Source organism: Sphingomonas flavalba (assembly GCF_047553045.1).
In the GTDB taxonomy this organism is placed as follows: Bacteria; Pseudomonadota; Alphaproteobacteria; order Sphingomonadales; family Sphingomonadaceae; genus Sphingomonas_L; species Sphingomonas_L flavalba_A.
This window is the reverse complement of record NZ_CP180208.1, coordinates 576,531-589,744: the sequence shown is the minus strand read 5'-3', so window position 1 is coordinate 589,744 and position 13,214 is coordinate 576,531. Positions and strand designations below refer to the sequence as shown.

Here is a 13,214-nt window from a genome sequence, read left to right as displayed (position 1 = left end):
CCCGCCGTGGATACCACGTTCATCAGAACCGGTATTTGAGCCGCAACTGCACGCTGCGCGGTTCCTGCCAGAAGAGCTGCATCCCGTCGTCGGTCGGCGCGAAATACTTGCGGTCGAACAGGTTGCTCACATTGACCTGCGCCGACAGCGCGTCGGTGATGCGGTATCGGGCGAGCAGGTCGGCGACCAGATAGGCGCCCTGCGACAGTTTCGGCACCCCCGCCGCTGCCGCCGCGGCGGGATGCGAATAGGTCTCGCTCTGCCAGCGCACGCCACCGCCGATGGTCAGCCGGTCCAACCCGCCGGGCAACTCATAGCTGGTGAACAGGTTGAACTGGTCACGCGGAATGAGTGTGCTGACCGCGACACCGGTGCCCAGCAGCGCGGCAAGCGGGTCCACCGGGCCGGTCACCCGCGCCTTGAAATGGCTGTAGCCGGCGGTGACGTTCCACTTCGGCAGGATCTCGCCGGATAGTTCGGCCTCCAGCCCCTTGCTCAATATGCCGTCGACCGCCTTGTACGCGACCCGCATCTCATCCAGCACGATCTGGTCGTATTGCCCGACATTCTTTTGCTCCATCCGGTAGACGGACAGCGTCGCGTTCAGGCGTCCGTCGAAAAACTCGCCCTTGATGCCGGCTTCGTAGGTATTGCCCTCGATCGGCGGCAGCATCGCGTTGCTGATGTCGCGATAGCCCTGAGGCTGGAAGATCGTCGTGTAGCTCGCATAGAGCGACAGCGTCTTGAACGGGCTGATGACCAGCGCCGCATAGGGCAGGAACTTGTTCTTCGCCTTGTAACTCTTCGCGTCACCAAACGTACCGGTCGCGCTCAGCCGGTCTCGTATCTCGTAATTGATCAGGCGCGCGCCGGCGACCAGCGACACCGGGTCCAGCAACACGAACCGTCCCGCCGCGTAGATGTCGTTTCGGGTAATGACGTTGTCGACGTAGTTGTTCGGCGTCGCGATGTAAGTCGGCTCGGTTATCGCCGGGTCGAAAGCGAACACGTTCGGCGTAATCGTTTGCGGCACCGCGCCCGGCGCGCCGTCGCCGTCGAACATCTCCTTCGAATAGTCATAACCGAACACCAGATGATGGGTCCGCCCAAACAGCCGCAACGCGCCATTCAGCTGCAGGTTGGCGTCCTCCTTCACATTCTCGACGAAATAGCGCCCGGCATAGCCCCCCAGGAACCGCCTGGTGCCCCGCGACAGCGAGAAGGACTGTCCCGTCGCCGGATCGATCGGCCGGGAATAATACAGGGCGATCTTGCTCTCGGAATCGCGCTCGCCGCGCGAATAGCCGGCCTTGGCCTGCCAGCCACCGCCGAAATCATGCGCAATGCGGCCAAACACGGCGGTGTAGCGCGAATCCCAGAATGCCCAGTCGGGCGAAGGATTGAAATCGCGGTCCAGGCCGAGGGGGATCACCGCGTCGTTGCCGTCAACCGTCCAGGCCGGCGCGCCGCCCCAGGTCGGGCTGTCGGTATGGCTGTCCTGATGGCTGATCCCGGCGCTCAGCAGGGTGCGCTCGCCGACATCCTGCTCGACCGTACCGTAGAGGATGTAGGTGCGGCTCCCCATCCGGTCGATGTAGCTGTCGCGCTTGTCGTAATCGGCGACCAGACGGATACGGGTGGTTCCGCTCCGGGTCAGCGGCGTGTTCAGGTCCACCGTGCCGCCGACATGCGACCGGCTGCCGCCTTCGATCGCGACGCTGCCGGCGAAGCTGTCGCTGTCCGCGTGCTTGCGGATCAGGTTGATCACGCCGGACGGGTTGCCGACCCCGGTCATCAGGCCGTCGGCGCCCCGCAGGATCTCGACACGGTCATAGATCGCGGTGCTCGTCGATATCTCGCCCGCGCTCCACTGTTCGTTAATGCTGGTCGGGATGCCGTCGACCAGATAATTCTCGATCTTGAACCCGCGTGAAAACATGCTGCCGCGGTTGCTTTCGTAGCGGTTGATCGACAGGCCGGTCGTATGCTCGACGATGTCGACGACATCCTCGATCTGCTTGTCTTCCATCACCTGCGCCGTGATGACCGTCACCGACTGCGGCGTTTCGCGGATCGACAGCGGCAGCTTGGTCGCCGTGGTCATCGCCCGCGTCGTATAGGATCGCGTGCCCTCGGTGGTACCGGGATCGTGGCGGACACCACCTTCCCCCGCGCCCTGCACGCGCACCGGCCCCAGCAAGATCGCGTCGCCACCGCCGCCCGGCGCCTGCGCGGCGCGATCGAGCGTCACCGTGCCGTCGGCCACGCGGAACGACAGCCCGCTCCCGGCCAGCAACTGACTGAGCGCCTCCAGCGGCGGAAGCGTGCCGACAATCGCTCGGGACGTCTTGCCTTCGACCAGCGGCGCCCGCGCGCTGACCTGCAGGCCCGATTGCTGACCGAATGCGGTCAGCGCGGTGGCCAGCGGCTGGGCCGGAATGTCGAAACCCGCCGCTTGCGCCTCCGCGCGCGCCGGCGCTGCGCCGAACCCGCCCGCCCCAAGGCCGGTCGTCACCATCAGCGCCGCGATCAGCGCGCGATGCGTCTTTGCGGCCGCCCGCGCGCGCCCGTTGGCCTTAGCCCCCACCATCACCGATCTCCCTGACTGTCCATAACAGGATGCGAGATGCTGCTAATGCGTCGCAACAACTCTTCACCTGAACAGACGCACGCCCCGGCCATCCTTTCGGCGGCACGGCGGCGGTATCGTGGGATTTCGGCTCCGGTTCCCGATCAATTAGCTGATAATGAATGCAAAAATATTTTCATCGCCCTGCTCTTCGCGCCCTCAGCTTTCGCTCAGAACGACGATCCACGGCGTCACTGTCGTTACCCGCCCGCCATAGGCCTGCGCCAGGCCGCGCAGCGCCTCCACCGGGTTGGCGGCGTTATAGAGGCCGGTCACGCGCTGGCGGGCAAAGCCTTCGCCGCGCAGGATGATAACGCCGGCAAACCACGGGCGCAGCGCCTCGACCACCTCGGTCGCCGGGCGATCGCGGACGATGATCTGGCGGTTGCGCCAGGCCGCGACCTGATCCGCCGGCAACGGCGCCGGCGCGGTGGTGCCGGCGAAAGTTACGCGCAGGCCTGCGCCAGGGGTCAGTTCGGCGGACACCGGCGGCGCGGCGCCCGCATAGTCGACGCGGACCCGACCGCGCGCGACCTGCGTCGTCACGCCCGCCGCGTCGCGCCGCACGTCGAAAGCGGTGCCGAGAACGGTAGTCGTCACCCCGCCGGCATCGACATAGAAGGGCCGGGCCGGGTCATGGCGCACGTCGAACCACGCCTCGCCCTTCAGCAGCCGGATTTGGCGGTGATTGCCGGCATAGGCGACGGCGATCGCGCTGGCCGGTGCCAACCGGGCGACGCTGCCATCCGGCAGCGCCACGGCGCGCAGTTCGGCCGTGCCAGTCAGGTGATCGGCGCGCAGGTGGAGGAGCACCGCCGGGCCAGCGATGACGGTGACGCAGGCCGCCGTCACCGCCGCGACCAGCGCGCGTCGGCCGGGCAGGCGCGGCGCGGCGCGGGCCGTCCGGCTGCGGCGGAGATAGGGCAGCGGTCCGCCGGGCAGCACCGGCCGCGCCTCCGCCGCGCGAACCGGCGGCGCATAGGCCGGGCGGGCATCTCCGGCGCGGTCATAGGCATGGGCGGTCGCCGCCCAGGCGCGGGCGTTGAGCGGCGACGCCGCCAGCCAGGCCTCGAACCCCGCGCGCGTCTCGGCGGCATCCGGGTCCTCGCGCAAGAGGATAACCCATTCCACCGCCTCGTCATCGGCGCGGCGCGCGTCGTCGCTGGTGGCGCCCTTCATCCCTTGCCCGTCACCCTCTTTTCAGAAGCACCGGCCGGCGCCTTGAAGCCGCCGATCCCGATGCCTCTTACCCTGACAGACGCACGGCGACGGATATTTTTCGGGGGACGACGCGCAAAATCAGGCGTCCTGGCGCACCGCCTGCCGCACCCGCGCGAGCGCCTTCGCCACCAGGCCGTGCGCCACCGTGACAGAAACGCCAAGGCGCGCGGCGATCTGGCGCAGCCTCGCCCCTTCAAAGCGGTGCATCTCGAACGCACTACGCGTGCGCGGATCAAGCGTGTCGAGCACCGCCTGAATCCGCGCCAGTTCCTCCCGGGCGATCAGCATCGCCTCGACGCACGGCTGCTCGTCGGCGTGGACGGCAAGGCGCTGCTCGCTCTCACCGCCAACAATCATCCGCTTCTCATGTGCGATGCGGCGTCCCCGGTCGATCGAGACATTGCGCAGGATGCGCCACAGCAGATGGGCAGGCCGCTCGATCCGGCCGTCGCGCGCCGCCCGGTCGCAGCGCAGCCACGCCTCCTGCACCAGATCCTCGGCGCCGGCATCGTCGCCGCTGACCGCACCGGCATATTTCACCAGGTCATCGCGTCGTTCGGCGAACAGCTCCGCTATGACCCTGCGCTGCGACAATGCCCCAACCTTCTTGCGAATAATTCGCACATCTAGTCCCCGCCCGGCCACGGCGCAAGCGTTGCCATCCGCCCCATGCCGGGCGCCGCTGCAATGCAGCGGTAGTGGCGCTCTCCCGGCGGGGCGCCGTCGTACTCCGGGCCGCCACCCCGGCCGTTACCGCTCGAACCGAACGCCAAGGCGGAACCGGCGCCCGATCAGGTCGTAGGGGTTGCCGCCCGAAGTGATGTTGGTCGACGCGAATACCCACGGGTCCTTGTCGAGCAGGTTCTGCACCTGGGCGAAGACCGACACCGCCGTCCGCCCGGCCTTCATCCGGTATTCGGTGTAGAGGTCAAAATAGGCGCGGGCGGGCACGCGGTTGGTATTGAGCGAGTTGGGAAGCGCCGCGCTATATCCCGCGTCTTCCGGCCCAAGCTGGGTGGCGTCGAACTTCGACCGGGAAAAATAGCGCCCGGTCAGCGTCACCCGCGCCGGTCCCTTGACCAGCGACATGTCGACCGTGCCGTTCCATTCGGGCACCCCGTCGCCCTGGATCGAACCGGACCGCTCGATGATGGTGCCGCGATCATAGGTCCGCACCGCGATCGCCTTCGACGCGCGGGTCGCTATGACCAGCCGGCTGTCGGCGCCAAGGCTGAAATTCAGGTCCATCGAGAAATCGAGTCCCCGCCGCAGCAGGCGGTTGAGGTTGAACGGCTGCTGGCGGACGTAATCGATGCCGAACACGGTGTTGTCGAACACAATCGCAGCGCAATAAGCCTGCTGGCCGGCGGCGCAGCGGTTGATGATTTCCGGCCCCTGGACGGTGGTGATCGCATCCTTCAGCTTGATGTTGTAATAGTCGACGGATGCGCGGAACCAGCGCGCGCCCGTCGGCGCGACGACGACGCCGGCGGTGAACGTATCGGCGATCTCAGGGGTCAGGGCGGGGTTACCGGTCTGCGCGGTACGCAGACGACCGCTCTCGCCGTTGAACGGGTTGGTGATGTTACAGCAGCCGCCCGGTCCGCCGAACGCGAACAGGTTGCCCAGCGTGGGCGCGCGGATGTCGCGCGATCGTGTCGAACGCAGCCTCAGCCCCGCCACCGGTTCCCAGGTGCCACCGATCTTCCAGGTGTGGACCACGCCACTGGTGCTGTAATCGGTGATGCGGAACGCGCCGTTCAGGTCCAGCGCATAGGCAAAGGGCAGTTCCGCCGCCAGCGGTACGCCGATTTCGGCGAAGCCTTCCTTGACAGTGTACGAACCGGAAAACTCACCGCCGTTGCTGGCATTCCATGCCGATTGCAGCGCCAGTGCGTTGGCGTGGGTCGCGATCGCCTCCTTGCGCCATTCGGCGCCGAGGGCGACCTGCACCGGACCGGCCCAGGTCGAGAACGGTGATCCGCGCAGATTGGCCCAGCCGTTCCACAACTGGTTGCGCGACGTGCTGACCGCGCCGCCATGGCCGGTGACGTAATCGAGCGATTCCGCCGACGGCGAGCCGAGGCCGAAGATGTTGAGCGGCGCGCAGCCCGGTTGCACCTGCGATTGTCTGACCGGATCGGTCAGGTTGGGGTTGCCGGCGATCGGCCCGCAGACGATCGTCCCGTTCGGCCCCGGCACCGCGTTCACCGCCGCCAGGAAATTGGCGACAATCACATCCTTGTTGCGCCCGTAATTGTCGGTCTGGCTGTACTGGGCGCCGGCATCCCAGGTGAAATCGCCGAACAACCGGCCTTCAACGCCGATCACGCCGCGCAGCGTCTCATGCGTCGACTTGTTGCGGGTGCCGCCGTAATCGGCGAGCAGCCGCCCGACGGTGATGGTGGTGACCCCGGCATTCTGCATCGCGGTGCGGGTGACGGCGGGCAGAAACGCGTTGTCGATGCCGATGATCGCGCTGCCCTGGTAGAAGCCGGAATAGCTGTCGGTCTCGGTGTAGCCGTAATTGCCCTCGGCAAAGACGGTCAGCGCCGGGGTGATCTCGAATTCGCCGCGGATCAGCCCGGCGCGCCGGCTGGTCGGCGTCAGCAACGGCGCGTTGCCGTTCGGGTTACCGGCCGGGTTGACCCCGCCGACCATCAGGCTGGTCAGTACCTGTCCGTACTGGAACGGGTAAGGTGTGCCACCGTCGCCAAAGGCGGTGCCGGCCAGCGGCCCGGAAATCACCAGCCCGCCGGTCGACTGCCGCGAATAGGTAACGTCGGTCAGAAAGGATTGTGCGGGCGTGCCCGCCGGCCGCGTCAGGCCGTTCGAGACGAGATAGGGGTTCAGTTGCCCCCAGCTTCGCGAAAAGATCGGCGCGACGCCACGGTTCTTCGCATAGTCGACGCCGACGACAAAATGCCCGCGTCCGCCGGCGAAGCCGGAACCGAAACCAATGTTGAACACCCGTTCCGACGAATCGCCCCGCTGGCTGACGCCGGCCTGAATCGATCCGCGCACCCCCTCCATCCGCTTGCGCAGGACGAAATTGACGACCCCCGCCACCGCGTCGGACCCATAGGCCGCCGACGCGCCACCGGTGACCACGTCGATCCGCTCGATCAGGTTGACCGGGATCAGCGATGAATCGACCGTCCCGCTGGTGAAGCGATTGCCGTCGACCAGGGTCAGCGTCCGGCCGGCGCCGAACCCGCGCAGGTCGATCGGCGACGATCCTGTCTGGAAGAAGCGCTGCGACTGCTGCGGTCCCGACGACAGGCGTACCGACGGCAACAGGTTGATGATGTCGGACACCTGGGCCGGGGCGCGCTGCTCGATCTGCTCGGCGCCAACCACCGTCGTCGGCGACGGCGCGGTATAACCGCTCGAATTGAGCCGCGATCCGGTGACGACGATCTCGCCGTCGCCGGCCGCGGTCGCCGCCGCGCGGGCGGGCGGGCCAGGCGGCGCGGGCGGTGCGTCCTGCGCCTCGGCCGCGCCGGCCAGGGCAAGGGACGACACGAACAGAAGCAGGTTGAGGCGACTCGACATGGTATTTTCCCCTCCGGTATGCCGCGGCTTCAGGCCGCGTGCGTTGGTGCCGGAAGGGTTGTGCAATCGATTGCCCTAGCGACTCGACGACGAATACGCCTTCGTGAACGCCGCTTCGTCCTTCAATCGCGCCGGTTTCGTGATACGAAATAAAAGCCGGGGCGTTCAGCGCCGCAGCCGCATCGCCTCGTCGTAAACGCTGCGGTCGATCAGCCGGGCCAGTTCCTCGCGACTGCGCGGGGTCCGCCCGGCCAGGCCGGCCAGCCACGCCTCCTCCTCGACCAACACCGCCAGCATGTCGTCGGGAAAAGCGGCAACGAAGGCGTGGTGGCGCCAGGATGCGGCGACTTCCTCGACAGTGAACCCCGCCGCGTCCGCCACCAGTTGCTGCGCGCGCGTCGGGTTCCGGTTGGTCGCCGCGGTGGCATCGATGATCGCGCCGACCAGTTCCACCACCCGCGCCCGCTTCATCGGGTCGGCCAGAACGGTCGCGGTCGAATTGAGGTTGAACAGTTCGCGGTATATGCCCTTGCCGCTGAATTCGACGACATCACCGCCCAGCGCGCGCACGGCGTTCTCGCTATGCGGCTCCCAGATCGCGACGGCGTCGACCTCGCCGCGTTCGAGCGCGGCGACCATGCCGGGTAACGGGTGGATCTGCCGAATGGTGACGTCGTCGATCGACATGCCCGCGCCGGCCAGCATCCGGCTAAGGAAATAGCCGGCCGATGTCTGGGTCAGCGTCGCGATCCGCTTGCCGCGCAGATCGGCGACGGTGGTGATCCCCGCCGATTTGCGCGCCACGATCCGGTACAGCCCTTCGGCAACGGTCATGATGATCCGCAGATCGGGTTCGCGGATGGATTCGCGCAGTATCTGCGTTTCAGCGTTGGTCGCGACGTCCGGCGGGTCGACGGCGCGGCCCAGCGTCGCGGCGCCGCCCGGCGCCACCTTGCTGCCCGCCGGGTACAAAGTCTCGACCGCCAGATGAACCGGTCCCAGTTCGACGACGCTGGTCGCGCCATGGACGATCAGCGGCGCGGCCCCGGCGGCGGCCGGGCGCTCGGCCGCCGCCGCGCAACCGCCCAGCAACAGCGCCGGGGCGGCCAGACCGGCGATGACGCCGGTAACGCTTCGGCGACGCATTTCCATTCCCATCCCCTCCATCCCGTCGCGGCGAACAGCTCCGGCGCGGCGGCGGCACTGTCCCGCCGCCGCGCGGCCGGTCACAGTTTCACCCGCAGGCCAAGCTTGTAGCGTGAACCAAGCGTATCATAGTAGATCGGGTTGGTCGGGTAGAACGACCCCAGGTTGTTGCCGCCGCCGCCCGGCGCGACCGGTGGTTTCGCATCGAACAGATTGTCGATCACCCCGAAAATCTCCAGCCCGTCATCGCGGCCGAGCGCGCGCAGCTTGTACGTCAGCCCCAGCGAGAAGAAGGTCGCCGACCGGACGGTATTGTCGGAAATGCTGTTCGCCAGCTGCGGGCTGTAACGCGGGTCGTCCGGGCCGATCTTGTTGACGTCCAGCTTGCCGGCGCCAATGTGGCGCATCGCCAGCGTCGCGGTGAACGGGTCGTTCGAATAGGTCAGGAATGCGTTCCATTTCCATTTCGGCGACGCGGCGAAATCCCCCGAATCCCGCAGGTCCGCCGCCTGCCCGGCATAGTTCACCGCCGGCGCGACCGGTGTCGGCTGGATCAGGAAATCATACTGGTAGGTGCCCAGCACCCGCAGGTTCAGCCGCCCGTTCCACTCCGCGTCGATCGTGCTCAGCGGGAAATCATACTGCCCCTCGATGTCGAGGCCACGCGCGATGAACCGGCCCAGATTGACGCGCCGCGCGTCGATGAAGGTTATGTCCTGCTGGCTGGCATAGGTGATGCGGTCGCAAAAGGTGTTATACTGTTCGCAGAAGTCGACGATCCGCTGGCCGGACAGCGACGTCACCGCGTCGCGGATCTTGATCTCGAACCAGTCGACGCCGATCTGCAGGCCGGGGATGAAATCCGGCCGGAACAGCACGCCACCGGTGGTCGTGTCGGCCTTTTCCGCGCCAAGCTGGAAACTGCCGCCGCCGAGGATCGCGGTGGCATCGTCGCCGCCGGCCGGGGAACCGGGGATCGCCGGGTTGTCGACCACGCCCTGCGCCGTTCCCGGCTCGCTGGCGATTTCGTTGAGGAACAGTTCGCGGAAACCGGCGACGCGAATGTCGCGCGACCGGGTGGCGCGGAACCGCACCGCGCTGATCGGTTCGTAGATCAGCCCCAGCTTCCAGCTGAACGCGCCGATCGCCTTGCGCTCGTCGGTGACCTTGTTGTGGCTCTTGTTCTTGGTCCAGCGGCCTGCGGCGTTCACTTCAAGTCCGTCGCCAAGCGGCGAATCCTTGAACACCGGGAAATTCGCTTCGCCGAACAGCTCGAAAACCTTGATGCTGCCGGCATAGTCCTGCCCGAAGGTCAGGCCGTAATCCTGATAGTCGGGAATGTCGTGGTGCCACACGTCGCCGCCTTCGGAACGGAAATCGACACCGGCGGCCAGGCCCAGCGGCCCGGCGGCCCGCCCGTCGAACAGCCCGCCGCGCACGCTGGCCGACGCCGCATGCTGGCGGAAGGTGAAATCCTCGTAGATCGGGCGGTAGACATAGTCGATCGCCGCCTGCGACATGGTGTCCTTGCCGAAAATGTTCAGCGGAACGCAACCGGCGGCGCGCGGATCGGGATCGGGCTTCAGCAGTTCGGCGCAGACGATGTTGCCGCTGCTCGGGTCCCGCACGGCGTCGAACGCGTAGATCATCGGCGTGTTGACGCGGGAACGGCTGGCGGTCTGCTTCCGCTTGTTCTGGCCGTACTGGTAATAGGCGTCGAACACCCAGCCGCCGCCCAGTTCGCCGGTCAGGCCGACGGAGGTTCGGAACACGTCGGCCTTCACGCTGTTCCGGTTTTCGATCTGCAGGTCCATGTCCTTGCCGAGGCTGAACGCCGTGCCGCCAAGCAGGGCACGCAGTTCGTCGGGCATGAAGGCGTTGGTTGAATTGATGAACATCGTCGAACGCGGGCCGACGGTCGATCCGATCGCCGACGCCGTTCGCCGCGCGAAGCTGAGATCGCCCGACACCTGCCAGCCGGGGCTGACCTCGTAGCTGCCATAGGCATAGCCGACATAGCGGTCGACCGGGCTGCGGAGCGGCGAATTGGAATAGGTCGACACGCCGTCGCCGCCCTGCCGCGCGCCAAAGCCGACCGACGGCACGAAATCGCCCGGTTCGAAATCGACGATGCCGGTGCCGTCGTCGGTAAACCGCTTGTTACGCGCCGCGACCAGCGCCGGGCCGCGATTGCGCGTCACGCCGTTGGGGTCGTTGAACGCCTGCTTGGAATCGCGGCCGACGACGAAATTGGGCAGCCCATAGCCCGGCGTGCCGGGCAGATTGTAACCCGACAGCGTTCCATCGGGCAGGATGGTGTTGGCGTTGGTGAAGAAGTCCCAGCTTTCCGCACACCAGCTGCGCACCTCGGAACAATTGCCGACGCCGTTCTGCTGCTCATATTCCAGCGCGATCGCGAAATGGCCGCGATCCTGGGCGAAGCGCGTGCCCCACGCGCCGGACACCCGCCAACCCTTGCCGTCGCCGCGCGACGTCTGGTTATAGCTGGTCTCGCCCTTGAAACCGGTAAAGTTCCGGTCGAGGATGACGTTGACGACCCCCGCGACCGCGTCGGACCCATAGGCGGCGGACGCGCCCCCGGTCACCGTCTCCACCCGGCTGATGATCGCCGCCGGAATGACGTTCAGGTCGACCGCGCCGCCGTCGGAACTCGGCACGAAACGCCGCGTGTTAACCAGAGTCAGCGTCCGTGTCCCGGCGCTCGGGTTCAGCCCGCGCAGGTTGACGAAATTGGACCCGACATTCGGGCTGGTGCCGTAACCGACATTGGTGTCGGAACTCGACGCGATATTCTGCGGGATCAGCTTGATCGCCTCGGCGACGTTCGACTGCCCCAGATTCTCCATGAGTTCGGAACCGACAACCGTGCGCGGCGTCGGCGCGTCGAGACCGCTGCGCGCGACGCGCGATCCGGTGACGACAATCGTCTCCTCGGCCGCCGCTCCGGCCGGCGCCGGGCTACCCTGCGCAACCGCCACGGCCGGCACCAGCGCGACCGCCGCCGCCGACGTAACCAGCAGACGATAGGTCAAATTCCCTCTCATGAACCCCTCCCCGTTCTTTCACTCGGTTAACGCTAGGAACCGCAACCGGTGGCGCCATGGCCGAACTCTCTTCGTTCCGTATCGCGGAATGTTTCCGTCTGACGGAACGGGCACCTGCTAGGCGTGGGAACACCGGCGCAGGCTCTTATAATGCCGATCGACCGTTTATTTACAATCGATTGCAAAAACAAGCTCGGTGACCGTAGGATCGGCATCGGGCAGGATAGGACCGGGGAAGAAAAGCCATGGCGATGATGCCGAAAGGCCAGGGAACGGGATCGACGGCCTTTCTGAAGGCGCTGATCTTCCTGATGTTCGCCTGTTTCGCGATGACGACCGATTCGGTCGGCACGGTCATCCCGCAGATCATCGCCGAATTCGGCCTCGGCATGACCGCCGCCGGGGCGTTCCATTACGCGACGATGGCGGGCATCGGCATTGCGGCGATTATGCTCGGCTTCCTCGCCGACCGGATCGGGCGACGGTGGAGTATCCTGATCGGCCTCGCGCTGTTCGGCGTCACCTCCGCCCTGTTCGCCGCCGGCCATGCCTTCGGCTTCTTCGTCGCGCTGCTGTTCCTGTCAGGCCTCGGCATCGGCATCTTCAAGGCGGGTGCGCTGGCGCTGATCGGCGACATTTCGCACTCGACCCGCGAACACGCCGCGACGATGAATCTGGTGGAAGGTTTTTTCGGCGTCGGCGCGATCGTCGGCCCGGCGATCGTCGCCCTGTCCCTGCAAAGCGGCGCCAGTTGGAAATGGGTCTATCTGATCGCCGCCGGCCTGTGCCTGCTGCTCGTCGCCGGCACGCTGCTGGCGCCCTTCCCGCCCGCAGCCCGCCCGGCCGGTGCCACCGCGGCGGCCGATCCGCGCGCCGCGATCCGCATGCTGCGCGACCCGGCGGCGCTGTTCTTCGCCGCCGCGCTCGTCCTCTATGTCGGGGCGGAAGCGGCGATCTACGTCTGGGCACCGACCTATTTCGCCGGCTTCACCGGCGCCAACGCCTGGCTCGCCGCCTATGTCGTATCGGTGTTCTTCATCCTGCGCGCCATCGGCCGGTTTTTCGGCGCCTGGCTGCTCGCCCGGTGGGACTGGACCCGCGTCGTGCTGTTGTGCAGCACCGCGATGGCGTTGCTGTTCTGGGTGGCGATTGCCGGTGGCCGCCCCGTCGCGGTCTTTGCGCTGCCGGCGACCGGGCTGTTCATGTCCGTGCTTTATCCGACAATCAATTCGACCGGGATCAGTTGCTTCGCGCGGGCGCGGCACGGGTCGATCGCCGGCGTGCTGCTGTTCTTCACCTGCATCGGGGCGGTCGCTGCGCCGCTGGCGATGGGCGCCGCCGGCGACCTGCTCGGCAACAGCGGGTCCAGCATCGTGCTCGGCGGCTGCTTCGCGACGCTGCTTGCCGCGCTCAGCCTGTGGAACTGGCTGCGCCAGCCGATGGCCCGGCGCCTCGCAGAGCGAAACAGCGCGGATTATCCCAGGCAAGGCGCGCGCTGACGCGCCAGGCTGCGCGCGGGATACGCCGAAAGGAATTTTGCCATTTGCAATCGATTGCCGATTCGCGGGTCCACCCCCTGCCGCACGCGATCCGGCGGC

Annotated in this window: 7 protein-coding genes; 1 reads left to right on the top strand and 6 read right to left on the bottom strand. The window is 66.9% G+C overall.

Annotated features, from left to right (window positions below; genetic code table 11):
• Positions 1–22: 22 nt before the first annotated feature.
• From ACMT1E_RS02815 to ACMT1E_RS02790, 6 genes are all read right to left on the bottom strand, one after another.
• The gene (locus tag ACMT1E_RS02815) at positions 23–2,590 is read right to left on the bottom strand and encodes a TonB-dependent siderophore receptor (protein WP_414902133.1); all 2,568 of its coding nucleotides are present in this window, start codon (positions 2,588–2,590) and stop codon (positions 23–25) included.
• 198 nt (positions 2,591–2,788) lie between these two features.
• Complete coding sequence (locus tag ACMT1E_RS02810) at positions 2,789–3,808, bottom strand: FecR family protein (protein ID WP_414902131.1); 1,020 nt, start codon at positions 3,806–3,808, stop codon at positions 2,789–2,791.
• A gap of 120 nt (positions 3,809–3,928) precedes the next feature.
• Positions 3,929–4,444 (bottom strand): sigma-70 family RNA polymerase sigma factor, encoded by a 516-nt coding sequence (locus tag ACMT1E_RS02805; protein ID WP_414902130.1) that lies wholly within the window; start codon positions 4,442–4,444, stop codon positions 3,929–3,931.
• 156 nt (positions 4,445–4,600) lie between these two features.
• The gene (locus ACMT1E_RS02800) at positions 4,601–7,405 is read right to left on the bottom strand and encodes a TonB-dependent receptor plug domain-containing protein (protein ID WP_414902128.1); all 2,805 of its coding nucleotides are present in this window, start codon (positions 7,403–7,405) and stop codon (positions 4,601–4,603) included.
• 165 nt (positions 7,406–7,570) lie between these two features.
• Entirely contained in the window at positions 7,571–8,551 is a 981-nt protein-coding gene (locus ACMT1E_RS02795; RefSeq protein WP_414902127.1) for an ABC transporter substrate-binding protein, read from the bottom strand.
• An 80-nt stretch (positions 8,552–8,631) separates the two neighbouring features.
• Positions 8,632–11,604, bottom strand: a complete 2,973-nt coding sequence (locus ACMT1E_RS02790; RefSeq protein ID WP_414902126.1) for a TonB-dependent receptor plug domain-containing protein — start codon at positions 11,602–11,604, stop codon at positions 8,632–8,634.
• 257 nt (positions 11,605–11,861) lie between these two features.
• On the opposite strand from ACMT1E_RS02790, the gene ACMT1E_RS02785 reads away from it, so the two are divergent.
• The gene (locus ACMT1E_RS02785) at positions 11,862–13,115 is read left to right on the top strand and encodes an MFS transporter (RefSeq protein WP_414902125.1); all 1,254 of its coding nucleotides are present in this window, start codon (positions 11,862–11,864) and stop codon (positions 13,113–13,115) included.
• The last annotated feature ends 99 nt before the right edge of the window (positions 13,116–13,214 follow it).